The following is a 24,479-nucleotide window of genomic DNA, read 5'->3' as shown; positions in this document are numbered from 1 at the left end:
TGCTTAATAGCCTATCGCCATCTTTGCAACGAAAAATCAGTTGTATGACGATCAGACTAGCATTACAAGCCTTTCCTGTACTGTTGGGCATCCTATGGAGCTGTTGCGTACGTGCGCAACCGTTGGATACCCTGAAACTTACGCTACCGGAGGCAGAGCAGCAGCTTCTTCAGAAGAATATCCCACTGCTGGCACAAAAATTTAATATCGACGCCGCCAGGGCAGAGGTGATCACCGCCCGGTTGTGGGACAATCCCCAGGTAACTTTCGAGAATGTATTGTACAACCACACGACCAAAAAGTGGTTCGACTTCTCCTACAATGGTCAAAACTCCCTCCAGGTACAACAGTTGTTCAAGCTGGCCGGTAAACGCAATAAAGCTGTGCAACTGGCCCAAAGCGGCGTAAAGATGACAGAATACCAGTTCTTCGATCTGCTGCGTACCCTCCGTTTCTCCCTGCACGACAACTTCTTCGATCTCTATTACAAACAACAATCGCTGCAGACATTCGGCCGCCAGATCGCCTTCCTGCAGCAGATCGTTAAAGTATTTGAACAGCAGAAAGCCATGGGCAACATCGCGCCCAAAGAGATCATCCGTATTAAGTCACTGCTGTACGACCTGCAACACGATGCGCTGGAAATGGAAAAAGATATTCAACAGACACAGTCCGACCTGGCGCTGCTGATTCGTGTGCCCGCCACCGTTAACATACAGCCGCAGCTACCGGACACACTGGCAGCCATGCCTGCATCGGCCTTGTCTTTTCAGACATTGCTGGACACCGCCAGGGCCAACCGGTACGATCTTAAAATTGCCCAGGAAAATGTCCAGTATAATAATCTGAACCTGCGGCTGCAACGTTCCCTCGCCGTACCCGACATACAGCTGGGCTTTTCCTATGATAAGCAGGGCAACTTTGAAAGAAACTACAACGGCCTCAATATCTCCATGCCGTTGCCGTTCTTTAACCGTAACCAGGGAAACATCAAAATGGCGAAAGCCCAGCTGGAGGGCAGCAAGCTACAGCTCAACGGTACGCAGGACCAGCTGGAACATGATGTCATGAACAGTCTGCAGCAGGCGCTGAAGACCGAGAAGCTGTTACAGGAGTTTGATCCCGGATTTGAGCAGGAATACACCACCATGATGCGCGAAGTGGAAAAAAATTACGGGCTGCATAATATAGGGCTGCTGGAATTTATAGACCTGTATGACGCCTACCGCAACAACGTGCTCAAAATGAACGAGCTTAAATACGACCGACTCAACGCACTGGAGCAAATCAACTTCGCTACCGGCGCTTCCATTTTCCATCCTTGATCAAACACACCAGAATCATGCAAAACATTAAAAAGCTTTATATACCTGCAGCTGTTTTTATTATATCCATCCAGGGCATCATCCTCACCGGCTGCGGCAGCAAAACAGTCCCGGACAAAACCGCCCGGTGGGCGCTCAGTGACTCCCTGCTTCGCACGCTGGTGGTGGATACCGCCACTACCGCTTCTATGGACAACGAAATTATGCTGACCGGAAAAATCAGCGAAAACGAAGACAAAACAGCCCGTATATTCCCGATGGTAAGCGGTATCGTTACTGAAGTGAAAGTCCATTCCGGTGATTTCGTTAAAAAAGGACAAGTGCTGGCCGTGATCAAAAGCCCTGAAATGGCAGGCTTCACTGCAGATCAACGTATAACCGCCAGCGATATGGCCACTGCCAAAAGGAATATGGAGGTGGCAGAGTCCTTTTACAAAAGCGGATTAAATTCCCGTAAGGACTACGAAGAGGCAAAAAGCAACTACGATAAAGCCGTGGCGGCCTACAATAAGTCCAGCGCCGTGCTGGAAATAAACGGTGGTGCGCATCAGACCAGCTACATGGTAAAAGCGCCGGTGCCGGGATTCGTGATCAACAAAAGAGCCGCTGAAAGCATGCAGTGGCGGCCGGATAACTCAGACCCCATCTTTGTTGTGGCCGATCTTAACAATGTATGGGCCATGATCAATGTCTTTGAATCAGACATATCCGGTATCCGGGAAGGCGACCAGGTGCAGATGTCCACCTTGTCTTATCCTGACAAAACCTTTACCGGTAAGATAGATAAGATCTACAATGTGCTGGACCCCGAGACAAAAGTGATGAAAGCCAGGGTGGTAGTGGATAACCCCGGCTTTTTCCTGAAGCCGGAAATGTTTGTGCGCGCCAAAGCCAAACGCCATGTGGATTCCAATATGGTCAGCATTCCGTCCCGCGGCATCATCTTCGATCATGATAAATACTATGTGCTGGTGCTCACGAACACCAAACCGGGCGTAGCCATCCGGGAAGTACAGGTGGCCAGGACGGTAGAGGGCCGTGCTTATATCGCCTCCGGGTTGAAAGAAGGGGAGCGCATCATCGCTTCCCGCCAGGTATTCATTTATGACACACTGAGCGATCAGCAGTAAACCCTAAAGGCCAGCATTATGAACAGATTCATTAAGCAGATACTAGCTTTCTCCCTGAAGAATAAATATTTCATTTTTTTTGCCGCCGGCGTGATGGCCATTGCAGGTTATCTCAGCTTTAAACAGATAGGGGTGGACGCTTTCCCGGACGTGACCAACACCACGGTGACCATCATCACCCAATGGCAGGGGCGCAGCGCGGAAGAAGTGGAAAAATTCGTGACCCGTCCCATCGAGATAGCGATGAACAGGGCGCAGAAAAAAACACATATCCGTTCCTCCTCCCTGTTTGGACTGTCTGTGGTGAAAGTGATCTTTGACGATGATGTGGATGATACTTTCGCCCGGCAACAGATCAATAACAATATCGCGTCCGCCAACCTCCCGGAAGGGGCGGACCCCGAGATAGAACCGCCATACGGCCCTACCGGAGAGATTTACCGGTACACGCTGGAAAGCAGCAAACTGAATATCGAGCAACTGAAAACGCTGCAGGACTGGGTGGTGGAACGCAATCTACTGGCCGTGCCCGGCGTGGCGGACATCGTGAGCTTTGGTGGTGAAGTGAAAATTTACCAGGTGACCATGAATCCTGATAAAGCCGTACAGTACAGCATCACGGCGCAGGAAATGTATCAGGCGCTCTCCAAAAGCAATATCAACGTTGGTGGCGACGTGATCGTCAAAAATGCGCAGGCGTATGTCGTGCGCGGCATCGGGGTGCTCAATAACGTAGAGGAAATCAAGAACGTGATCGTAGACCACATAGGCGGTACGCCCATCCTCGTAAAAGACGTGGCCGACGTGTCAGTGGCGGCACTGCCGCGCCTGGGGCAGGTGGGCCGCGACCGCGACAATGATATGGTGGAAGGTATTGTGGTGATGCGCAAAGGCGAGAACCCGGCCAACGTGATCGTGGAACTGAAGAAAAAAATTGAAGAACTGAATACCCGCATCCTGCCGGACGATGTAAAGATTAAAACATTCTATAACCGGGAAGACCTGATCGATTTCTCCACTCATACGGTGTTGCACAACATGATTGAGGGCATCATCTTCGTGACGGTGATTGTTTTCATTTTCATGGCCGACTGGCGCACGACGGTCATCGTAGCGGTAGTAATACCACTGGCCTTGTTGTTTGCCTTCATCTGTCTGAAGTTGAAAGGCATGAGCGCCAACCTGCTCTCTATGGGCGCTATCGACTTTGGCATCATCATAGACGGCGCAGTGGTAATGATGGAAGGGATCTTTGTGGTGCTGGACAGGAAGGCGCACCAGGTGGGCATGGAGCGGTTCAACCGCCTGAGCAAACTGGGCATGATCCGCAAAGCCTGTATGGAAAACGGTAAAGGTATTTTCTTTGCCAAGCTGATCATCATCACCGGGTTGCTGCCCATCTTCACCTTTGAGAAAGTGGAAGGCAAGATGTTCTCCCCGCTGGCGTGGACGCTGGGCTTTGCCCTGCTGGGCGCACTGATACTTACATTTACGCTGGTGCCGGCCATGGCCAGTGTGCTGCTGCGTAAAAACGTGAAGGAGAAAGAAAACTTCTTCCTGCGGTTTGTGCACAAAACCACGTCACGCCTCTTTAACTATACTTTCCATCACCGCCGGCTGGTGTTCACCCTTTCAATTGTAGTGCTCATCATTGGACTGTACTGTTTCCGTTTCCTGGGAACGGAGTTCCTGCCACAGTTGAATGAAGGCGCTATCTATATCAGGGCCACCGGTCCGCTGAGCACTTCCCTCGAAGAGTCGGTGAAAGTGGCCGATGAGATGCGTAAAAAGATACTCGCCTTTCCGGAAGTGAGGCAGGTGATGTCGCAAACGGGCCGTCCCAATGACGGTACCGATGCTACCGGTTTTTATAACATAGAGTTCCATGTAGACATTTACCCGCAGGATGAATGGAAGAGCGGGATATCCAAGGAGGAGCTTATCCGGAGGATGAATGGAAGACTGGACGGGACGCCCGGCGTAACGCTCAATTTTTCCCAGCCTATCATGGATAACGTGGAAGAAGCGGTATCTGGTGTAAAAGGTTCCATTGTAGTGAAGCTCTTTGGGGATGATTTTAAGACCGTCGAAAAACATGAAGAGCAGATCGAAAAAATCCTCAAAACGGTGAGGGGCATTGAAGATTTGGGCATCATGCGCAATATCGGCCAGCCGGAGCTGCGCATCAATCTGAACCAGCAGAAGATGGCACTATATGGCGTCACTACAGAAGATGCCAACTCTGTTATCGAGATGGCGATCGGTGGTAAGGCCGCCACTAAGATATACGAAGGGGAGAGAAACTTTGACCTGCGTATCCGTTACCCGGAAGGGTTCCGTGAAGATGAAGTAGCGATTGGCAATCTCTCTATTCCTACGTTGCGGGGCAACAAAATACCGTTGAAGGAAATTGCCGATATCAGCCACATTATCGGGCCGAGCATGATTTACCGTGATAAACACCAGCGGTACGGAGCGATCAAGTTTTCCGTACGTGGCCGTGACCTGGGCAGTACTATTGATGAAGCCCGGAGAAAGGTGGGCGAGCAGGTAACGTTGCCCAAAAACTATTTCCTGGAGTGGGCCGGCGACTTTGAAAACCAGCAGCGTGCCACCAAAAGGCTGACGCAGGTGGTGCCTATCAGCCTGCTCCTGATTTTCCTGTTTCTCTTTATCCTGTTTGGACGTATGAAAGATGCCCTGCTGGTGCTGAACAACGTGCCGTTTGCCATTATCGGTGGTATTTTCTCGCTGTGGCTGACAGGCATTAACTTCAGTATTTCCGCCGGTATAGGGTTTATCGCCTTGTTCGGTATCTGTGTGCAGAACGGCGTGATCCTGCTGACCAAGTTCAAAACGAATATCCGGGGGATGCATCAGTATTCCGACAGCCTTTTGGCACAGGCCATACATGATGGCGTGGAGTCGCGCATACGGCCGGTGATCATGACAGCGATGATGGCCGCCATCGGATTGCTGCCGGCTGCCATGAGCCATGGTATTGGCTCTGAGACGGCACGGCCATTGGCCCGCGTGGTGATCGGAGGGTTGATTACCGATACGCTGTTCAACCTGTTTATTTTCCCGATTGTGTTTTATTGGGTATACCGCAGCATGTTGAGAAAGGCAGAAGCGTAATAGTTTAGTTGGTTGTTTTATAAAATGAGAAAAGCCGCAGGAGTTCGTCTCCCGCGGCTTTTTGTATATAAGCTTAGTAATTATTTTTTTTCTGGTGAGTCAGGTGTTTCTGCGAGATTATCTACATCAGGATGGCCTTTTTCTTCGGCTGCCTGGTTTACCTTTTCGGTTTTCTCTTTTTGTTCATCTCCCAACAGGATGGCCCAGGGGTTCATATAATCCACACTTTCACAAACGATTTTAATAATAGCGATGATGGGGATGGCGAGGAACATACCAGGGATGCCCCATAACATGTTGCCCATGACTACGCCGATGATGGTCACCAGGGCGTTGATCTTCACTTTGGAGCCTACGATGCGGGGGAGGAGCACGTTACTGTCCAGCAGGTGGATGAGGAACAGCGAGATGCCTACCTGTAGCGCTGCTATAGGCGTGCCCGTGGTGAGGGTAACGAGCATGCTGATGATCAGGGCCGTGAAAATGCCGATATAGGGGATGATATTGAAGATGGCGGCCATTACCCCCAGCAGGATAGCGTATTTGATACCAAGGATCAGGAATACGGTGGTATTGAGAAGGGCCACCACGACCATTTCTATCATCAGGCCGCCTACGTAGCTTTTGATGATAAAGCGGGTGCGGGCGAGCACATCGAGCAGGGTGTCACGGTGTTTGTCCTGAAACAGCCTCACGAGGAAGGTCACCAGCAGTTTGCGGTAAAACAACATGAAGAAGGAATACAGCAGCACAAAAACCACAAAGATGATCAGGGAAGACAGTGACAGGAAAGTCTGGCTGATAAAGCTGGTGGCTGTTCCGAGTGTTCCGAGGGCCGCTTTTTGCAGGTAGCTGAGCTGCGCGTTGGAGCTGATATGGAATTTATGGTCAATCCATCCCTGGAGGGAAGTGACCGTGTCCAGCAGTTTCTTTTCCAGCTGTGGAAAGTCCGCGATGAAGGCCTGCATCTGCGTGCCCATGGCGAGCATGATCAGGAGGATAACGATCACGAACAGCAATACGGCGATCGCGGAGGCCAGTCCCCGGGGGAATTTATGTTTTTCCAGGAAATACGTTACCGGTAGTAACATAATGGAGATGAGGAAGGCAAACAGCAGCGGGATGATGATCCCACTGGCCGTATGGGCGATGTACACCAGTAAAATGAGCGATAAAAGGGTAAAGGTAAGCCTCGCGTTAAAAGGGAGCTTAAACTCGGTCATGGATTTGCGTTTAGTCAAATTTATTAAAAATCATATGTTTTTGCATGTGAAATTATCTAATGCCGGATTTCGTTATATAAAAAGCGATGCATTTGCTATTTTGTTGCAAACGCTGGAAAAAATTGCCCTTTATGAAAAAACTATTGACCATGCTATTGCTGCTGTTGGGCAGCACTGTACTGTTTCCCTCTTCTTCCATCGCCTTACCGAAAGATACCCTGCCTGTACGAGGTTTCTGCATTGCCGCGCCTACAGGGGCCGGACTGGCGCCCTTTCTGAAATTTATCCGCGAGGAACTGGCGCCGCGGCACATCAACACGCTGGTACTGCGGGTGGATTTCAATTATGAGTATACCTCTCATCCTGAGCTGCGCGACCCTGGCGCGCTGACGAAAGCGCAGGTAAAGGAGCTGGTGCAGGTATGCCGGCAGCATCAGATCCGGCTGGTGCCGCAGATCAATCTGTTGGGGCATCAGTCATGGGCCGGTACCACGATGAACCTGCTGAAGGTGTACCCGGACTTTGACGAAACCCCCTGGGTGAAGATGCCGGAGAAATATGAATGGCCTAACGCTGACGGCCTGTATTGCAAGAGTTATTGCCCGTTGCACCCGGGCGTCCACAAAGTGGTGTTTGAGCTGGTGGACGAGATCCTGGACGTGTTTGAGGCGACTGCGTTCCATGCCGGCATGGACGAGGTGTTTTACATCGGCGAGGATAAATGTCCGCGCTGCGGGGGCCGCGACAAAGCCGAGCTGTATGCCGGCGAGGTATGGACCATCCGCAATCACCTGGCGCAGAAAGGCCGTACCTTGTGGATTTGGGGCGACCGCCTGCTGGACGGCAAAACCACCGGTATGGGCATGTGGGAGGCCAGCATGAACAATACACACCGTGCTGTGGACCTGGTACCGAAAGATATTGTGATCTGCGACTGGCACTATGAGCGTCCTGACAAATCGCCCGTTTATTTTGCGTCCAAAGGATTACAGGTGATCACTTGTCCGTGGCGTATGCCCGACAATGCGGTAGCGCAGCTCAGGGACATGTATGATTTCCGCGCCACCGCCACGAAGGAAATGAAACCCCGTTACCAGGGCATGATGCAGACCGTATGGTCAGATGCCGGCCATTTCCTGGATGAGTTTTATGGCCGTGGCAAACCGCAGAAAGACACTGTGAACACAAGCGCCAACTGCTTCCGCGCCATCTTCACGAAATAAGAAAGCAGGAGAAGCGACATCATAAACGCAACAGGGTTGGCCAATAGACCAGCCCTGTTGCGTTTATGAAAAAACACTATCGCAAACAGAGAATGAAAAATAAGAAAGCACTGCTGCATTAACATCGTCATTCTGCTAATGACAGACACCTGAAACACAACGTAGCCCAGGGCTTCAGCCCTGGGAATCCTGGGATCAATAATGTTTACGCAGCAGCGGTATATAAATTTCGCAGGCGGATGTGCCGTTGAGTACCATAAAGAAGTGGTTGCCGCTCATTTTGAAATTTCCTTCTTTGCAGTTCTGGTTAATGAAGTTGTACATGGGAATGCCGGCTGTGGCAAAGTCCATGGGCACGGGGAGCCGCAGGTAGGTGCCGCCGGGGATGCGTTTGCGCATCAGGTAGCCGTAGTTGTTTTCCATGTGTTGGTGTGCGGCCGTAGCGTGTAGCGGGATGCTGAGGCCGGCGTAGATGGATATTTTTTCGTAGTCGGTCACCGGTACGGAGTCCAGTGTTCCGGTGATGATTTTAGCGGTGGCTATTTCTATCTGGCCGAGTATTTTGCTGAAGGCGTTGAAGTACTGGTTCATTTTGACGATCATTTCACCGATGGGGTTCTGGCCGCGTGACAGCAGGGAGTAGTACAGTACCGAGTCGGGGAGTTGTACTCTTTCGCCACGGTCGTACCGGAAGAAGTTCCCGAAGATATCTGTGCCTGTTGTGGTGGTGATGGTTTCAATGATCTGGATGGTCCTTTTTTCGTTGGGCAGTTCCGCGATGCGACGGAATTCTTTGGGGCTTTCCTTAAAATGTTGTTTGAAAGCCTTGCTGAAAGCTGCTGTTGTAGCGTATCCGCAAAGGTCGCTGATGATGCCGATGGAATGGCCGCTATGGCGCAACAGGCCGGCGGACAGTTCAAGGCGATGGCGTTTTACATAGTGCCAGAAAGGTTCTCCCATGTAATCGGCAAAGTTGTGATAGAAATAGGAGTAGGAGATACCGAGGCGGTCGGACACGTCTTTGATACTGAAGGTATCGCCTACGTGATCGTCCGCATAGGACATCCCCTGCAGAACAAGGTGCTCCAGTTGTTGCTTGGTGATAACAGCAGTTTTTAACATACTCGATTTTTGGTTACTTCACGGGATGGGTGATTCGCTTTCTTCCTTATTAAAAATGGGCACGGATGTATTATAGTTATCTTCCAAGTTAATTTTTTTTGGTGGTAACCCGTTTGTTTTTTTGAGAAAAAAAATTACCGGTTGATAACCAGTATTGTATAATCGGGAAAATGAATTTATTTTGATCATATGGAGATTTTCTGCTATTGATTTCCCCTGATTTTACCCACCGGATGATTCAAAAAAAGCCAGATTGGACAACTTTTTATCAGGTTGATTTGATAATTTTAAAGACAAGGCTATATCCGGCTAACCATTATTAAGACATTGCAACGCTTTATTTCCATCCGGTATTTCTGCTTACTGATCCTGTTATGGGGTTGTGCCGGCCGTGACGACGCCCGGCAGGATACCGTGCCAGTACAAACGGCCGGCGACAGCCTGGTATGGGCACTGTATATACTGGTGCCCTTGTTTTTACTGCTGGCAGTCCTGTTGGTGATATGCTGGATGGTGATGGTACGCCAGCGCAAAGCGCTGCTGCTGGCGGAGGTGAACCTGCATCAGCAGGAGGTCCGGGCTGCCTCGCTGGTATTCCAGTTGCGGGAAGCTTCCCGGAGGTACAAAGCGTTGGAGCGTAAAACCGCCACTTTACAGCCACGTAAAAATTCCGGTGGTCCCCAGCCGGAAGAAGACGACGATTTCCCCGATATGTAACGACTGCCACCCGGTTTTTTTTTGCCGCATTTACCGCTATTTCAGTAGGTTTGTTGCCATGCAAGTCATTTTTCAGATCACGTCTGCTGCCGCGGATGCCCAAAAAGCTTTATTGGGCCAGCTTCACAATCTGTTACAATATTATCACGAACAGCAATCCCGTATAACCGTGGAGGTAGCCGTGCATGGCGACGCCTGGCCATTGTTGTTGACGGCAGACAATCCATTGGCAGATAAAGTAAAAGAGCTGCATGCCCGGTCAGTACGCTGGCTGATTTGCCGGAATACGATCAATGGCAGACAGCTGAAGACGGACCAGCTGTTGCCTTTTGTGGAGGTGGTGCCTGCGGCCGTGGCCCATCTGGTGGAGCGGCAGGCAGCCGGTTGGTCATATATCCGTTGCTGATAGTTTTTCCGGATTTGTTTTTCACAGCGTATTACTTAATTGGTTTATTAGTTTATTTTTACATCTTTGATAGTTTATTGGGAAAGAAGGCTTTATTTTTGAGAACTGTTCACCAAATAAAACTGTTCATTAAAACGTTAAATAGATCAGGACTAACCTCTTAAAACCAAAATACTTTGAAATTCAGAAAATTTGCCGGAATACTGTTGTTATCCATGGCAGTACCCTTTTTTAGCTTCGCGCAGGATTGGCATATAGGTGCTTTTGCCGGTATTTCCAACTACAGTGGTGATCTTGTTCAACAGAAGGTAGACCTGAAATACACGCGCCCTTCACTGGGGTTGTTGGTAAGGAAGGACATCAACCGTTACCTGACGTTAAGGGCCGGTTTCACGTGGGGCATTGTTGCCGCTGCGGACAGCACCAATGCGGAGCCTAGTCTGGTGGCCCGTAACCTCAGTTTTAAAAGCAACGTTTTTGAAGGCAGCCTGATTGCTGAAATTAACTTCCTTGATCTCGATGAAAAAGGATTTACGCCTTTTGTGTTTATTGGCGTAGGTGGTTTTGGTTTTGACCCTACTGCCAAAGACATATCCGGTAACGTAGTACGTTTACGTCCGCTGGGCACAGAAGGGCAGGGCCTTCCGCAATATCCGCAACGCCAGCCTTACGATCTTTTTGCCTGGTCTTTCCCGATGGGCGCTGGTGTGAAAGCTATCCTCAACGACAAATGGACCCTCGGTTTTGAAATAGGGCTGCGTCCTACCACCACTGACTATCTCGATGATGTGAGCACCAACTACGTAGATCAGAACACCTTGCTGGCCTATCGTGGCCAAAAGGCCGTTGATATGGCTTTCCGTGGCGATGAGCTGACCGGCAAACAAACACCTGGCGTATATCCTCCTGATGGCTCTAAACGTGGTTCCGCCAAATATAAAGACTGGTACGCTTTCTCCGGTTTGACCATCACCTATCGCCTGGGCGGCGGCAGCGGATGGGGCAAAGTGAAAGCGACAAGATGTCCGATATTGCGGTAACAGCAATGGCCGTGATTTTTGCTGATTTGTCTGATTGGAAAGGACCTCAACAGGAATAAAAATAAACGGGTTTATTAATGATACCGGAAGCCTCTGTGTTTTATCACAGAGGCTTTTTTAATAAGCAGCAAGAGGAGCATTTCGTTTATATCTTCCTACATCAGGCGGACCGGTAAAAATCATGGCCATCATAGTTATGGCATGGAGTTTGTCTTTGCACCCCGACTTTCAACCCCCAATAAAGTCCATTTATAAACTGTATCCCGGCCCTTCCAAGCCGGGATTTCTTTTGTGGTAAAGGGATTACGTTTATTGGCATAGTTGTTGGTTTTATCTGTTTAAACAGGTAAAGAATCGCAAACACCAGCTTAAAGTAGCTGCAGCATGGTTCAGAAATCGCGGAGAGAGTAACGAAACACCACAATGTAAAATAGGCTGGTCTGCATTCTCCTGTAAAGGTCAAATCGAAATGTCATGAAGAAACTATTATACGCAGCAACCGTGGTAATGTTGGCAGGAACGATGAGCCTTTCTGCGCAACACAGGCCACCGGCACCGCCGTTTCCGCCGCCGCCTCCACGGCATCTTCCACATCCGCCTTTGCCACCAAGGCCACCAAGACCGCCGAGGCCTCCGTTTCCGCCGCATCATGTACACAGGCCGCCAAGGCCGCCGATGCCGCCTCACCGGAGACATTACAAAAAACATAAACATTATAAACACAGATACAGCTACAGCTATGCCGGATACCCTGGCGCCCTATATGCAGCTAATTCCGTCGTTACACTGTATAGCCTGTAAAACACCGCAACATTTATTTACCAACCGATCTTAACAAAAACCGAGAAACATGAAAAAAGTACTGCTGATGATGCTGCTCCTGGGAGGTACCGTAGCTACCACCTACGCCCAGAGAGGCTGGGACCGCGGAAGAGGCTGGGGCCACGGCCGTGAAAAACACTACGATAAGTGGGAACGTAAATACTGGAAAGACAGGGATTGCCGCAGATGGGACGATGACGACTGCTACCGCCCGAGAAGAAGGGTAGTATATGCTGAACCTGCTTATTATCCGGTACCAGTGCCTGTTCCGCCGCCACCGCCAAGACCTTACTACGCGCCACGGCCCAGAGCTGTGTTCCACGCTGGTGTCACTATCGTCAATTGATAACTGAGAACAGATAAATGAGATGCCTCCCGGTATTATTCCGGGGGCATTTTTTATTGCGGCGCGGTATGTTTACTTTTGTTGACTGGTTTATTAGATAATTTAACAATGGCATATAAAAATCTCAGGCACTTTATAGAGAAGCTGGAACAGGAAGGAGAACTGCAGCGCATCAGCACATATGTGGACCCTAAGCTCGAAATAGCGGAAATCACCGACAGGGTAAGTAAAATGCCCGGTGGGGGCAAAGCCCTGCTGTTTGAAAATACCGGTTATGATTTTCCGGTACTGATCAATTCCATGGGCAGCTATAAACGCATGTGCATGGCATTGGGCGTACAGGAGCTCGACGATGTGGCCCATGAAATAGAAGAGCTGTTTAAAATGCTGTCCAAACCCAAGGAGAGCATCCTCGATAAACTGGCCATGTTGCCTAAACTGGGACAATTTGCTTCCTGGATGCCTAAGGTCGTGAGCGGAAAAGGCGCCTGCCAGGAAGTGGTGATGGCCACTCCAGACCTTGGCAAACTGCCGGTGCTCACCTGCTGGCCTAAGGACGGTGGTCCGTTTATCACCCTTCCCGTGATCCACACCAAAGATCCGGTCACCGGTAGCCGCAACGTAGGCATGTACCGCATGCAGGTGTTTGAAAAAGATATGACCGGCATGCACTGGCATAAACATAAAGTTTCCGCCAAACACTTCATGGAGTACAAAAAACTGAACAAACGTATGCCCGTGGCCGTAGTGCTGGGCGGCGACCCGGTTTACACCTACTCCGCCACCGCGCCGCTGCCGGAAAACGTGGACGAATACATGCTGGCCGGTTTCCTTCGCAAGAAAAAAGTGGAGCTGGTAAAGTGTATTACCCAGCCGGAGATTGAAGTGCCCGCAGATGCCGATTTTGTGATAGAAGGATATGTAGACCCGGGAGAAGAACTGATCTGGGAAGGGCCTTTCGGCGACCATACCGGGTATTACTCCCTGGCCGACTGGTACCCTCGCTTCCATGTGACTGCCATCACCCATCGTAAAGATGCCGTATATCCGTCAACGATAGTAGGCATTCCGCCGCAGGAAGATGCCTGGATAGGCAAGGCCACCGAACGTATTTTCCTGGCGCCTATCAAAATGACGCTGGTGCCGGAAATTGTTAACATGGAAATGCCCGTGGAAGGCGTGTTCCATAACCTCGTGATCTCACAGATCAAAAAAGACTATGCCGGACAGGCGCAGAAAGTGATGAATGCCATGTGGGGCGCCGGTCAGATGATGTTCAACAAAATATTGGTGGTAAGTGATGAAGGTGAAAGTATCACCGACTATAAAAAGCTGGCGCAGTACGTATTCCGTAACCTTAATCCGGCTACGGACATCTACCTGAGCCAGGGCCCTATGGACGTGCTGGACCATTCCTGTTCCAAAATGGGTTTCGGTGGCAAGATGTGCATTGATGGCACCCGGAAGTACGAAGAAGAAACTGACAACGCTTACCAGCAGGCGCCCGCGCCGAAGTCGCTGGACGCGGCTTCCATCATGCAGCAGTTCCCAGAGATAAAAGGCATCAACAGCAGTCTGCTGGCCATAGATATCCCCTGTGTCCTGGTGTCTGTGCAAAAGAGCCGTCCTTTCCATGTGAGGGAGCTGAACGAGCAGCTGTATACGCTGCCTGCGCTGGAAGGCGTAAAGATGGTGCTATATGTGGAACATACCGTGGACGTGACCGACCTCGCTTCAGCCTTATGGCGTTTCTGCAATAACATGGACCCTAAGCGTGACAGCTTTGTGGTCCGCAAGCCTGCAGGCAATGGCCGCTATATCGGCGCCATCGGTATGGACGGTACGCTGAAGACAAGGTTGCTGGACAACTTTGAGCGGGACTGGCCCAATATCATTGTGGCAGACGACGATACGATCCGTAAAGTGGACGCCCTCTGGAAAGACCTGCAGATAGGGCCTTTCGTGGCTTCTCCCTCTCTTAAATACAAACATCAGATTTATGGTGAAGAAGCTGTGGTGGAGCAATAGCCTGGTGCTGTTGTTCCTGCTGGCAGGCAGTTTGTCTGCCACCGCGCAGGTACGCCCTGCCGATTTCAGGATGCTTGACAAACTGGCCGGCACCTGGAAAATGAGGACCAAACTGGGCGCTGTAGTAGAGACATGGTCACGCACCAATGATTCTACCTGGACAGGCAGGACCTGGCGTGTAGCCGGCGCCGATAGCACGCTGCAACAGTCGGTGGAACTGGCGCGCCGCGGCAACGATATCTTTTTCATTCCCGTTTACGAAGGCCGCACTGCTACCACGCCTATCCGGCTTAAGCTGCGGGTGCTGAAAGAAATCGGGTTTGTAGCAGAAGACCTGGCCAATGATTTCCCAAGGAAGGTCACATATCGGTTTAAAGACGCCGAACATCTGGATGCCCGGGTGGAAGGCAAGCGGGACGGGACTACAGAGGAGTATATATTCCCGTACCAACGGGCGGAATGATCAATTACAAATTACGAATTACGAATTACGAATTACGAATTTATACGGGGAGATCATCCCGGATTATAAAAGCGAAGACCTGAGCAAATATTATCGCTCAGGTCTTCGCTTTTATAATTCGTAATTCGTAATTCGTAATTCGTAATTCGTAATTCGTAATTGATTATTTGTGGATTTCGGACGTGAAATTGAACTGTATTTCCGGGTTGTTGGTCCTTTCAGTGTTGAGGTACCATTCGGACTGGGCCAGGTATACGAGGTGCCCGTCTTTGTCTTCCACGATGTTGGCGGATTTGAAGCGGATGAACTCCTCGATTTTGTCTTTAGGGCCGGTGATCCAGCAGGCTTTATAGAAGGGCAGTGAGTTGAATTGGGCAGCGGCGCCGTATTCCTGGAGGAGGCGGTATTGAATTACCTCGAACTGGAGATCGCCTACGCAGCCGATGATTTTGCGGTTGCCGCCGTGCTGGGTAAACAGCTGGGCCACGCCTTCGTCTGTCAGCTGGCGGATGCCTTTTTCCAGTTGTTTGGTTTTCATCGGGTCTTTGTTGACCAGTTCCTTGAACAGTTCAGGGGAGAAGCTGGGGATACCGGTGATGAAGAAGTTTTCGCCTTCGGTGAGGGTGTCACCGATTTTGAAGTTGCCGGTATCGAACAGGCCTACCACGTCGCCGGGATAGGCGTCGTCCACGATATTTTTTTCACGGGCCAGGAAGCTGTAAGGGTTGCTGAAGCGCACGTCCTTATCGAGGCGAACGTGATGATAGAATTTGTTTCTTTCGAATTTGCCGGAGCATACGCGCAGGAAGGCGATACGGTCGCGGTGGCGGGGATCGAGGTTGGCGTGGATTTTAAAGATGAAGCCGCTGAATTTATCTTCATGCACATCGATTTCGCGGGAGCTGGCTTCGCGGTTGCGCGGTGTTGGCGCTATTTCCACGAAGGTGTCCAGCAGGTCTTTCACCCCGAAGTTATTAACGGCGCTGCCGAAGAAAACCGGGGCCAGTTTACCCTGCAGGTATTCTTCTTTATCGAAGGTGTCGTATACGCCTTCGATCAGTTCCACATCACCGCGCAGTTGTTCCGCGTCTTTGGTGTCGAAGTGTTCGTCCACGAAGCTGCTGGAGAGATCGGGGAGGGCCACCACGTCTTCGTCGGTCGCTTTTTTATTGGGCTGGAAGGCCACGAAGCTTTTATCGTACAGGTTGTATACCCCTTTGAAGTCTTTACCCATATTGATAGGCCAGCTGAGGGGTCTTACGCGGATGTTGAGTTTTTCTTCCAGTTCATCGAGCAGGTCGAAGGGGTATTTACCATCGCGGTCCATTTTATTCACGAAGATGATCACGGGCGTGTCGCGCATGCGGCATACTTCCATGAGTCTTTCCGTTTGTTCTTCCACCCCTTTCACGCAGTCGATCACCAGTACCACGCTGTCCACCGCGGTGAGGGTGCGGTAGGTGTCTTCCGCGAAGTCTTTGTGGCCGGGGGTATCGAGGAGGTTGACCAGGATATCGCGGTATTCGAAGGTCATAACCGAAGTCGCTACGGAGATACCTCTTTGCCGTTCAATTTCCATGAAGTCGGAAGTGGTGTGCTTCTTGATTTTATTGGATTTCACCGCGCCGGCAGTCTGGATGGCGCCGCCGAACAGGAGGAATTTCTCTGTGAGCGTAGTTTTACCGGCATCCGGGTGGGCGATGATAGCAAAGGATTTTCTTTTATTTATTTCGTTAGCGTACTTCATATAGAACCAAAAAATGGCTGCAAAGGTAACTAAATTTTTTTTCCGGCTATATTTCGTGTTTATTGGCGAGGTGGGTGCCTATAAATCCTTTAAATTTGGAATATGATAGCTACCCTTAAAATATTACTGACCAGTTTGAAGATGGCTGTAGATGAGCTGCGGGTGAATAAGCTGCGTACATTTTTGTCGCTGTTGGGCATTACCATCGGCATATTCTGTATTATCACGGTTTTTACGCTTACCAACAGCCTGGAGAGGAATGTCCGGAGCGACCTGGCCGCGCTGGGCGATGATGTTATTTACGTCCAGAAGTGGCCCTGGGGAGGTAACGGGGAGTATCCGTGGTGGAAATACATGAACCGGCCGGTACCGGAGTACAAAGACTTCCGGACTATCCAGGACAAGGTGCAGAGTGCCAGTTATGTAGCTTTCAATTTCGATGTTTCTTCCAAGAAGGTGGAGTATGGGGACGATTACATGGAGGGGGTGACGATGATGGCTGTCAGCAATGATTTTGACAAAATACAGCAGATGCAGATTGTGCAGGGGCGTTTCTTTGCCAATACGGAAAGCAACAGCGGCACCAATGTGGCCATTTTGGGAGCTACCATATGGGACGGCCTTTTCCGGTCGCCGGAGCAGGCACTGGGCAAGATCGTGCGGATCATGGGACGTGACGTGAAGATCATCGGTTTGCTGAAGAAGAAAGGGGAGAGCATGATAGGCGGGCCCAATTACGATAATGCGATCATACTGCCATACCGGTTTGCCCGTACGCTGGTAGATGAGCGGCGGTATGCAGATCCTTACATACAGGTAAAGGCCCGGGCCAACGTATCCATGACCCAGCTGAAGGACGAGCTGCGGGGCGTGCTGCGGGCGTCGCACCGGCTGAAGCCCCGGGAGGAGGATGATTTTGCGCTGAATGAGATCAGTTCCGCCAGCGAAAGTCTGAACTCTATCTTTGGCGCCATCAATGTGGGCGGTTTTTTCATTGCTATTTTTGCGCTGATCGTAGGGGCCTTCGGGATTGCCAATATCATGTTTGTGACGGTGAAGGAGCGGACCAGTATTATTGGCCTGAAAAAGGCCATCGGGGCCAGAAGGGGTATTATTCTGGCGGAATTTCTCATGGAAGCCGTCGTTTTATGTCTGATTGGGGGATCTTTAGGGCTGGTGCTGGTATATCTCTGTACAGTTGTCATAAATTTGGCAAGTACCTTCCAGATGTATTTGTCCATGGGAAATGTTATCCTTGGACTGTCCATTTCTGTGGTGGTAGGCATCCTGGCCGGCTTCATACCTGCATATTTTGCCAGCAAACTGGACCCGGTAGTGGCTATCAGGAGCAATTAATGATCATCCCTCAAATAAACTGGTATGAAAACAGTGTCCCTATGCGCGGTTCTGTTTATATTTGCAGCGTGCAAAACGTCGCCGCCGGCCAGTAGTTGCCGGTATGCCGGTGTGGTAAAGGATTTGAGCGGTATTGACGGCTGTGGGCTGGTGATTGAAATGAAAGACGGCACCATCCTGTTACCGGTCGAGTTTGCGGTACCGGGGTTTACCCTGAAAGCGGGACAGGCGGTGAAGTTTGATTTTATGGAGCTGAAAGACCGGGTCTCCACTTGTATGAGTGGCCGGACAGTGCGGATAGAGTGCATCCTGGAAACGAAATAATGGATAGTAAGTATATGCAAAGAGGCGGGAGTATTCCCGCCTTTTTTGTTTATTTTTGCCGCTTATGTCAGTGAAAATACTAGCGATAGAATCTTCCTGTGATGATACCGGCGCAGCGGTGCTGGAAGATGGAAAGGTGCTGTCCAACCATATAGCGAATCAGAAGATACATGAACAATACGGTGGCGTGATCCCGGAACTGGCCTCCCGTGCGCACCAGGAGAACATAGTGCCGGTAGTGGACATTGCCCTGCGTACAGCGGGGGTGAAGCCGGAGGAACTGAGCGCCATCGCCTTTACACAATCGCCCGGCCTCATAGGCTCTTTGCTGGTAGGCAGCTGTTTCGCCAAATCCATGGCCATGGCCCTCAACAAGCCGTTGATCGGCGTACACCATATGCAGGCGCATGTTTTGGCCAATTTCATTGACGATCCCAAGCCTGATTTCCCTTTTCTCTGTCTGACCGTTTCCGGAGGGCATACACAGATTGTGCTGTGTGAAAGCCCGCTGAGCATGCGCGTTATCGGTGAAACCCTTGACGATGCTGCCGGTGAAGCTTTTGACAAGAGCGCCAAGTTGCTGGGGTTGCCTTATCCCGGAGGCCCGTTGATAGATAAATATGCCCAAACTGGCGACCCTGGCCGATTCAAATTCCCGGAGCCGCGTATTCCCGAGCTGAACTTCAGTTTCAGCGGCCTGAAGACGGCCATCCTTTATTTCCTACAGGAAAACCAGCAGCAGGACCCGGCTTTCATTGAAAAGAACCTGCCGGACATCTGTGCTTCCATTCAACAGCGTATTATCAGCATCCTGCTCAATAAAGTATTGAAGGCCACCCAGGAAACGGGCATCCGTGACGTGGCCATTGCCGGCGGCGTCAGCGCCAACAGCGGCCTGCGGAAAGCACTGCAGGAGCATGGTGAAAAATACGGCTGGCGCACTTTTATTCCCAAGTTTGAATATTGTACTGACAATGCCGGTATGATCGCCATTGCCGCATACTACAAGTACCTGGCTGGCGCATTTACCGCACTGGACGCTGTGCCCACTGCAAGGGCCGCCTTTTAACCATCCGTTGTCCGTCGGCCGGACATGCCCTGCCGGCACACCTTGCCGGCACCAACAGCTATGCCGTACAGGGCACGATGTTTATTTACCACTATAAAAAGAGAAGATGGTATCCCTTTATGTACGTTAAACGATTTAGCTTTAAACCAGTGCGAAAGAGCGGAGAGACAGCAAAGCCAAATGAAACAGCAAGTACACGTTAGTTATATGAAGAAGATCAGCATTTTTTTGTGGGCATTATCCCTGACAGTGGCCGGTTATGCACAGGACACCACCTTACAGCATAGCTGGAAGGACCAGAAGTATTCCATGTTTATTCACTGGGGAGCCATTTATTCCACGCTGGGAGGCGTATGGGAGGGCAAGCCCGTGACCCGCGGCTACAGTGAACAGATACAAGCACATGCCGGTATTTACAGCGATGTGTACGGCGATGTGGCCAAACGTTTTAACCCTGCGCACTGGAACGCTGATTCCATTGTACTGCTGGCGAAGGCGGCGGGCATGAAATCGGTGGTGATGACCTCCAAACATCATGATGGTTTTTGTATGTTCCATTCCCGTTACACCGACTATAACGTGGTGGACGCTACGCCGTTGCACCGGGACGTGCTGAAGGAGCTGGCAGAAGCCTGTCACCGGCACGGACTGAAGTTCGGATTATATTTTTCGCTGATAGACTGGCATTATCCGCAGGCATATCCTATCTCCAGCAGCAATAGTGATCCTATTACGCCCGAGCATCATCAATTCAATAAAAACCAGGTAACAGAGCTGATGACCAATTATGGTCCGGTATCAGAAATCTGGTTTGATATGGGCTCTCTGACAGCAGACCAGAGCCGGGAGCTGGCGGACATTGTACACCGGCTGCAGCCCGGTTGTATGGTCAGTGGCCGCTTAGGCAATGATGCCGGCGATTTTTGCGTGATGGGCGACAATCAATATCCTGACTATAAGATAGCGTCCGCGTGGCAGACGCCCGCCTCTGTATACGATGAAACGTGGGGCTACCGTTCCTGGCAGCAGCATGGCCCTGCCGCAGATAAAGCCCATGAGAAACTGTTAGGCCTTATCAAAGTGGTGAGCCGTGGCGGTAACTACCTGTTGAACATCGGGCCGCGTGGCGATGGTTCCGTAGTGGACTTTGAAAAAGACGTGCTGCTGCGCAACGGCCAGTGGCTGGAACGCAATGGCGAAGCTATTTACAGCGCGCAGGCCAATCCTTTCGATACTACTTTCGCCTGGGGCGAAGTGACCACCAAACCCGGCAAGTTATACCTGCACCTGTTGCAGATGCCTGCCGGCGGCACGATCGTACTACCCGGACTGGCCAGCCCTGTCACGCAGGTGCAGCTGCTGGACGGCAACAAAAAACTGTCCTGCAAAGTCACTACCCGCGATGGCGCCACCATTGTACAGTTGCCCGCTGGGTTTCAGTTGCCCGGGCAATCCGTGCAGGTACTGGCGCTCACCTGTAAGGGAGGCGTGCGCATCACCCCGTTGCACCTGCTGAAAAATCCGGCCGTGCTGAACAGGCACAACGCCATTCCGCTGTATAGTTTTTCCGGTATTGATTATGACAGCTATTACCGCAGCCAGGTGGGCGACCGCTGGGCCTTTACCAGCGCGCGGCCGGCACATATGAGCGTAGTGTACAGCGCAGCAGAACAGGGCAAGACCATGCAGGTTACGCTCAACGGCGTACCGCAGGAAGTAGTGCTCAACAACGGCACTGTAAAACCGCTCAACAACTCTGCAGCGCAACTGCAATGGGGACCGATGTATTATTCCGGTCCTTATTGGTCAGACATTGACGGCACGCACGGGGACCTGAAAAATATTGACTTAAGCAAACCCTTGTCAGCCAAAGCGGGCAAGCCGTGGGAGCTGCATGCCGACTGGAAGAACGACAGCGTGTACACCATGCCCGGCGACCGTAACCTGGGATGGTATGTGTTGCAGGAAATTACGGCGGCAGCCGCCGGCGACTACCTGGTTGGGTTTACCAGCGGCGATGGGATTGCCGTATATTTGAACGGTGAAGAGCAGGTGGTATATAACAATCCTGAGCGGGGCGGTACACAGCGGGAAGTGCTGCTGTTGCCTTTGAAAGCCGGGAAAAACCAGCTGGTGGTGAAGTTTTACAGCCGTTTTGCCAAAACACCGGTCTGGGGCATTCACCGCCAGGTGCCACAGGAGATGTACGTGCAACAGCTGCCGCAGCAGTTGCACGGCGGTAACCGTGAGCAGGCCATAGAAGTAAGGCAGGCGAAGCCGGTGTCTGTACACCGCAATCTCCGGATGCCGAATTTATCAATTGTGATGGAGTAATAACAGCATGGGGAACAGCTATTTCCGATTTAAACAATTTAACATAGACCAGGAGCACTGCGCCATGAAGGTGTGTACAGATGCCTGTATACAAGGCGCTTTCACGGCGCAGTACCTGGCTTCAGGCGCCCTAACGGTATCGGCTATACTGGATATTGGCGCCGGCACGGGGCTGTTGAGCCTGATGATAGCGCAGCAGATAGCCGTTCCCGTTACCGCCGTGGAGCTGGACCCTGGCGCCGCCATGCAGGCAGCCGCCAATTTTCAGGCATCGCCGTGGGCCGACCGGCTGGTGCTAACGCAGCAGGATATACGAACAATGACGGCAGTCACGCCGTTTGACTTTATTGTCACCAATCCGCCTTTTTATGAAACGGCCTTAAAGAGCGGCCATGCGCAGAAGGACCAGGCCATGCATGCCACCAACCTGGGGTATGAAGAGCTGTTGGCTGCGATAGACCGGCAGCTGGCGCCGGAAGGGGAATGTTCCGTACTGTTGCCCTATGTGCAGTTTGAATTGTTCCGGGAGCTGGCATCCGCGAAAGGTTATCATCTGCGGAAAGTATTACTGGTAAAGCAGAGTGTTAAACACGGGTATTTCCGTGCAGTAGGCATTTTCAGCAGAACAGCGGGAGAGGCGCAGACTTCGGAACTGTCTGTTTATGATGAAAACAACCGTTACACCCCGGCCTTTGAAAACCTGTTAAGGCCTTACTACCTCAAGTTATAGCGGATGCACATAGTCGTCCAGGTATTCAAAATGATGCGTAAGCAGGCCATTGGCCGCGATGGTTGCGTTTTCGATCATGATGCTGTGAGACTTCAATAATTCCTCAAAGACATATTTCATGATCTGGTCACCGAAATACTGGGAGGCGTCCCGGGGCAGTTCGTTGGGCAGGTTGCTGACGCACATCATGTCTACCGTGTCCGGCAGATAAGGGGCTGTTTGCTCCATCGTGTCCTTTATGACGCCGTACACCGGGTCTTCGATGGTACTGTCGCCCAGGTTGCAGGGCACGGAGCCGTTGGTGTCGTCAGTGATGTCCGCGATCACTTTGATGTGGAAGTTTTCCTTTTTGAGGTCCGCCGCATTGAACAGGGGAGGGATGTTGTGGTCCCAGTAGATGCCGTTCATCAGCACGTCGCTGACGGTTACATATGGCAGGAAGCGGCACTCGTAGGCTTCCGGGTGCGCATGAAAATCGGCCCGGCTGTAGGTTTTATCATTTTTCCGCAGGTATAGTTCCCCTGCTTTCAGTTGCGTGTAAACGGGGTAGGCGTATTGGTTGACCAGGTACTCTTCCGGCGGGATGTATTTGATGCCGAGCAGTCCCATGATCTCCAGTACGCCCGCTGCCACGCGGCCGGAGCCGGTGACCACGATTTTCATCGGGGGGAGTTTGACGCCGAAATAATGGGTGATCAGTTCCTGGAAATCGTGGCAGGTATGTACCGGTTTGAAGGTGAAGGCGCCGGTTTTCCTGCCGAGGGCCAGCAGTCCGTTGTGGGCGCCTACCACGCCGGCGAAGAAGCCGAAGCCCAGAATCCTTTGCCCGTCGGGATGTACGAGGCATTCATAATCGATCAGCGTGATGTTTTTTTCCAGGACCACCTGCAGCATACGCCGGTTGTGCGGTTGTTTTTTCTTGGTGTGACTGAAGAAAAGATAGGTCTTGCCCGTGAGCAGGTGTTCCGGGGGGACTTCCTTGATGCCAAGCAGGAGCGCACACTCGCTGAGGTCTTCCTGCAGCGTGATGCCTGCCTTGCGGTATTCCTCGTCGCGGAAGCAGCGGTGCGGGGAAGGCTGCACCAGTACCTGTACCTGGGGGTAATGTTCCATGATCCATTGGCACTGCCGGGGTGTAAAGGCCACGCGGTTGTCGTGTGGTTGTTTTTCTTCCCGGATGAGGCCTATAGCAATCCTTTTTTCCATCTTTGAATTTACTGCAATTTTTAATGCTTTTGTAACCGGGAGGCTTACACGAATATTTTTTTGAAAATATATTTTGCGGATTAATAAAAGTTTTTCTACATTTGCATCCCGCTTGACGCGGAAAAGGTCTTGAAAAAGATTGCCCAGATGGCGGAATTGGTAGACGCGCTAGACTCAAAATCTTGTTTCGGCAACGGAGTGCAGGTTCGATTCCTGTTCTGGGCACAAGATAAAGCCTTCATAATCAAAGTATTATGAAGGCTTTTTTATTTCCCATTGTTTGCATTCCTACCGTCTTTATATTCATACACTTACTCCCGTTTTTCTCTGACATTTATTCCGGCACTTACCTGACACATCATTTTGACGCACTCAAAATAGGCCAAAGCCACAGCAGCTCTACAATTGTAGTGATCACAGCAGAATATTTTACTCTTTTGACGGGGACAGGAATGCGAAAAAAAACGTATAGCCGTAAGCGTAGTTAGGCGATGAATATCATCTCATAATATTTGCAAAAAAAAGTTGGTGGTATTTTTAAAATACTTTATCTTCAACAGCGTATTTCGTTAAATGAAATTAACCCGACTGACTGATCTGTAACATCAGTTAGTTTAACAGTAAAACTCAGACCTATGCTGACCAGGTAGTTACAATTGTAGTTGCTTATGTTAGATCATCAATGTGTTAGTCCACCAATATAGATGCATTGAAATCGTCTCAAGATAAC

At 50.8% G+C, this 24,479-nt stretch carries 19 protein-coding genes and 1 tRNA gene; 16 read left to right on the top strand and 4 right to left on the bottom strand.

From position 1 onward, the window contains the following. Positions 1 to 44 precede the first annotated feature (44 nt). The 3 genes from ACTJJS_RS25720 to ACTJJS_RS25710 are packed head-to-tail and all read left to right on the top strand — an operon-like array spanning position 45 to position 5,593. Complete coding sequence (locus tag ACTJJS_RS25720; protein ID WP_440666136.1) at positions 45 to 1,325, top strand: TolC family protein; 1,281 nt, start codon at positions 45 to 47, stop codon at positions 1,323 to 1,325. Between the two features lie 17 nt (positions 1,326 to 1,342). Continuing rightward, positions 1,343 to 2,455 carry an efflux RND transporter periplasmic adaptor subunit gene (locus ACTJJS_RS25715; protein WP_440666134.1) on the top strand — a complete coding sequence of 371 codons (1,113 nt, stop codon included), beginning with the start codon at positions 1,343 to 1,345 and terminating at the stop codon, positions 2,453 to 2,455. Between the two features lie 18 nt (positions 2,456 to 2,473). Further along, positions 2,474 to 5,593, top strand: a complete 3,120-nt coding sequence (locus tag ACTJJS_RS25710; protein WP_440666132.1) for an efflux RND transporter permease subunit — start codon at positions 2,474 to 2,476, stop codon at positions 5,591 to 5,593. An 80-nt stretch (positions 5,594 to 5,673) separates the two neighbouring features. On the opposite strand, the gene ACTJJS_RS25705 is transcribed toward ACTJJS_RS25710, so the two are convergent. Next, the gene (locus tag ACTJJS_RS25705) at positions 5,674 to 6,816 is read right to left on the bottom strand and encodes an AI-2E family transporter (RefSeq protein WP_168874567.1); all 1,143 of its coding nucleotides are present in this window, start codon (positions 6,814 to 6,816) and stop codon (positions 5,674 to 5,676) included. Between the two features lie 131 nt (positions 6,817 to 6,947). On the opposite strand from ACTJJS_RS25705, the gene ACTJJS_RS25700 reads away from it, so the two are divergent. Then, positions 6,948 to 8,039, top strand: coding sequence for a family 20 glycosylhydrolase (locus ACTJJS_RS25700; RefSeq protein WP_440666130.1), 1,092 nt, complete (start codon positions 6,948 to 6,950; stop codon positions 8,037 to 8,039). A gap of 195 nt (positions 8,040 to 8,234) precedes the next feature. Here ACTJJS_RS25700 and ACTJJS_RS25695 read toward each other — a convergent pair whose 3' ends face one another. Beyond that, a complete protein-coding gene (locus tag ACTJJS_RS25695; RefSeq protein WP_440666128.1) occupies positions 8,235 to 9,161 on the bottom strand; it encodes a helix-turn-helix transcriptional regulator in 927 nt (308 codons plus the stop codon). 327 nt (positions 9,162 to 9,488) lie between these two features. Between ACTJJS_RS25695 and ACTJJS_RS25690 the strand changes: the two genes are divergently transcribed. From ACTJJS_RS25690 to ACTJJS_RS25665, 6 genes are all read left to right on the top strand, one after another. Continuing rightward, entirely contained in the window at positions 9,489 to 9,878 is a 390-nt protein-coding gene (locus tag ACTJJS_RS25690; RefSeq protein ID WP_440666126.1) for a hypothetical protein, read from the top strand. A gap of 58 nt (positions 9,879 to 9,936) precedes the next feature. After that, entirely contained in the window at positions 9,937 to 10,284 is a 348-nt protein-coding gene (locus ACTJJS_RS25685; RefSeq protein ID WP_440666124.1) for a DsrE family protein, read from the top strand. 176 nt (positions 10,285 to 10,460) lie between these two features. Then, the gene (locus ACTJJS_RS25680) at positions 10,461 to 11,324 is read left to right on the top strand and encodes a DUF6089 family protein (protein WP_440666122.1); all 864 of its coding nucleotides are present in this window, start codon (positions 10,461 to 10,463) and stop codon (positions 11,322 to 11,324) included. An 850-nt stretch (positions 11,325 to 12,174) separates the two neighbouring features. After that, positions 12,175 to 12,492 carry a hypothetical protein gene (locus tag ACTJJS_RS25675; RefSeq protein ID WP_168874573.1) on the top strand — a complete coding sequence of 106 codons (318 nt, stop codon included), beginning with the start codon at positions 12,175 to 12,177 and terminating at the stop codon, positions 12,490 to 12,492. Between the two features lie 108 nt (positions 12,493 to 12,600). Further along, positions 12,601 to 14,520, top strand: coding sequence for a menaquinone biosynthesis decarboxylase (locus tag ACTJJS_RS25670; RefSeq protein WP_168874574.1), 1,920 nt, complete (start codon positions 12,601 to 12,603; stop codon positions 14,518 to 14,520). Further along, positions 14,492 to 14,983, top strand: a complete 492-nt coding sequence (locus tag ACTJJS_RS25665) for a DUF6265 family protein (protein WP_440666119.1) — start codon at positions 14,492 to 14,494, stop codon at positions 14,981 to 14,983. The genes ACTJJS_RS25670 and ACTJJS_RS25665 overlap by 29 nt, the downstream gene beginning before the upstream one ends. A gap of 163 nt (positions 14,984 to 15,146) precedes the next feature. Here the strand turns inward: ACTJJS_RS25665 and ACTJJS_RS25660 are convergent, their stop codons facing one another. Then, the gene (locus tag ACTJJS_RS25660) at positions 15,147 to 16,730 is read right to left on the bottom strand and encodes a peptide chain release factor 3 (RefSeq protein ID WP_440666117.1); all 1,584 of its coding nucleotides are present in this window, start codon (positions 16,728 to 16,730) and stop codon (positions 15,147 to 15,149) included. Between the two features lie 102 nt (positions 16,731 to 16,832). On the opposite strand from ACTJJS_RS25660, the gene ACTJJS_RS25655 reads away from it, so the two are divergent. The 5 genes from ACTJJS_RS25655 to ACTJJS_RS25635 all read left to right on the top strand — a co-directional run bounded on the left by ACTJJS_RS25655 (position 16,833) and on the right by ACTJJS_RS25635 (position 22,543). Continuing rightward, a complete protein-coding gene (locus ACTJJS_RS25655) occupies positions 16,833 to 18,086 on the top strand; it encodes an ABC transporter permease (protein ID WP_168874577.1) in 1,254 nt (417 codons plus the stop codon). Between the two features lie 24 nt (positions 18,087 to 18,110). Further along, positions 18,111 to 18,410 (top strand): hypothetical protein, encoded by a 300-nt coding sequence (locus tag ACTJJS_RS25650; protein WP_343746172.1) that lies wholly within the window; start codon positions 18,111 to 18,113, stop codon positions 18,408 to 18,410. A gap of 64 nt (positions 18,411 to 18,474) precedes the next feature. After that, entirely contained in the window at positions 18,475 to 19,479 is a 1,005-nt protein-coding gene (tsaD, locus tag ACTJJS_RS25645) for a tRNA (adenosine(37)-N6)-threonylcarbamoyltransferase complex transferase subunit TsaD (protein ID WP_168874579.1), read from the top strand. A 207-nt stretch (positions 19,480 to 19,686) separates the two neighbouring features. Continuing rightward, positions 19,687 to 21,813 (top strand): alpha-L-fucosidase, encoded by a 2,127-nt coding sequence (locus tag ACTJJS_RS25640; protein WP_440666115.1) that lies wholly within the window; start codon positions 19,687 to 19,689, stop codon positions 21,811 to 21,813. Between the two features lie 7 nt (positions 21,814 to 21,820). After that, on the top strand, positions 21,821 to 22,543 hold the full coding sequence (locus ACTJJS_RS25635; protein WP_440666113.1) for a tRNA1(Val) (adenine(37)-N6)-methyltransferase: 723 nt from the start codon (positions 21,821 to 21,823) through the stop codon (positions 22,541 to 22,543). Here the strand turns inward: ACTJJS_RS25635 and ACTJJS_RS25630 are convergent. Continuing rightward, positions 22,538 to 23,749 (bottom strand): NAD(P)-dependent oxidoreductase, encoded by a 1,212-nt coding sequence (locus tag ACTJJS_RS25630; protein ID WP_440666111.1) that lies wholly within the window; start codon positions 23,747 to 23,749, stop codon positions 22,538 to 22,540. The two genes, ACTJJS_RS25635 and ACTJJS_RS25630, sit on opposite strands and share 6 nt — an antisense overlap. Before the next feature lie 141 nt (positions 23,750 to 23,890). On the opposite strand from ACTJJS_RS25630, the gene ACTJJS_RS25625 reads away from it, so the two are divergent. Continuing rightward, positions 23,891 to 23,974: transfer RNA gene (locus tag ACTJJS_RS25625), tRNA-Leu, on the top strand. The last annotated feature ends 505 nt before the right edge of the window (positions 23,975 to 24,479 follow it).

The sequence above is a fragment of the Chitinophaga sp. 22308 genome, from assembly GCF_052045305.1.
Classification (GTDB): Bacteria; Bacteroidota; Bacteroidia; order Chitinophagales; family Chitinophagaceae; genus Chitinophaga; species Chitinophaga varians_A.
Note: the sequence above shows the minus strand (reverse complement) of the source record. Positions and strands in the feature narration are given on the sequence as shown.

Excerpts from the sequence above, each read along its gene's own strand:
- ACTJJS_RS25720 (WP_440666136.1), top strand. The coding sequence starts at position 45 with ATGACGATCAGACTAGCATTACAAGCCTTTCCTGTACTGTTGGGCATC.
- ACTJJS_RS25715 (WP_440666134.1), top strand. The coding sequence starts at position 1,343 with ATGCAAAACATTAAAAAGCTTTATATACCTGCAGCTGTTTTTATTATA.
- ACTJJS_RS25710 (WP_440666132.1), top strand. The coding sequence starts at position 2,474 with ATGAACAGATTCATTAAGCAGATACTAGCTTTCTCCCTGAAGAATAAA.
- ACTJJS_RS25705 (WP_168874567.1), bottom strand. The coding sequence starts at position 6,816 with ATGACCGAGTTTAAGCTCCCTTTTAACGCGAGGCTTACCTTTACCCTT.
- ACTJJS_RS25700 (WP_440666130.1), top strand. The coding sequence starts at position 6,948 with ATGAAAAAACTATTGACCATGCTATTGCTGCTGTTGGGCAGCACTGTA.
- ACTJJS_RS25695 (WP_440666128.1), bottom strand. The coding sequence starts at position 9,161 with ATGTTAAAAACTGCTGTTATCACCAAGCAACAACTGGAGCACCTTGTT.
- ACTJJS_RS25685 (WP_440666124.1), top strand. The coding sequence starts at position 9,937 with ATGCAAGTCATTTTTCAGATCACGTCTGCTGCCGCGGATGCCCAAAAA.
- ACTJJS_RS25675 (WP_168874573.1), top strand. The coding sequence starts at position 12,175 with ATGAAAAAAGTACTGCTGATGATGCTGCTCCTGGGAGGTACCGTAGCT.
- ACTJJS_RS25670 (WP_168874574.1), top strand. The coding sequence starts at position 12,601 with ATGGCATATAAAAATCTCAGGCACTTTATAGAGAAGCTGGAACAGGAA.
- ACTJJS_RS25665 (WP_440666119.1), top strand. The coding sequence starts at position 14,492 with ATGGTGAAGAAGCTGTGGTGGAGCAATAGCCTGGTGCTGTTGTTCCTG.
- ACTJJS_RS25660 (WP_440666117.1), bottom strand. The coding sequence starts at position 16,730 with ATGAAGTACGCTAACGAAATAAATAAAAGAAAATCCTTTGCTATCATC.
- ACTJJS_RS25655 (WP_168874577.1), top strand. The coding sequence starts at position 16,833 with ATGATAGCTACCCTTAAAATATTACTGACCAGTTTGAAGATGGCTGTA.
- ACTJJS_RS25650 (WP_343746172.1), top strand. The coding sequence starts at position 18,111 with ATGAAAACAGTGTCCCTATGCGCGGTTCTGTTTATATTTGCAGCGTGC.
- tsaD (WP_168874579.1), top strand. The coding sequence starts at position 18,475 with ATGTCAGTGAAAATACTAGCGATAGAATCTTCCTGTGATGATACCGGC.
- ACTJJS_RS25640 (WP_440666115.1), top strand. The coding sequence starts at position 19,687 with ATGAAGAAGATCAGCATTTTTTTGTGGGCATTATCCCTGACAGTGGCC.
- ACTJJS_RS25635 (WP_440666113.1), top strand. The coding sequence starts at position 21,821 with ATGGGGAACAGCTATTTCCGATTTAAACAATTTAACATAGACCAGGAG.
- ACTJJS_RS25630 (WP_440666111.1), bottom strand. The coding sequence starts at position 23,749 with ATGGAAAAAAGGATTGCTATAGGCCTCATCCGGGAAGAAAAACAACCA.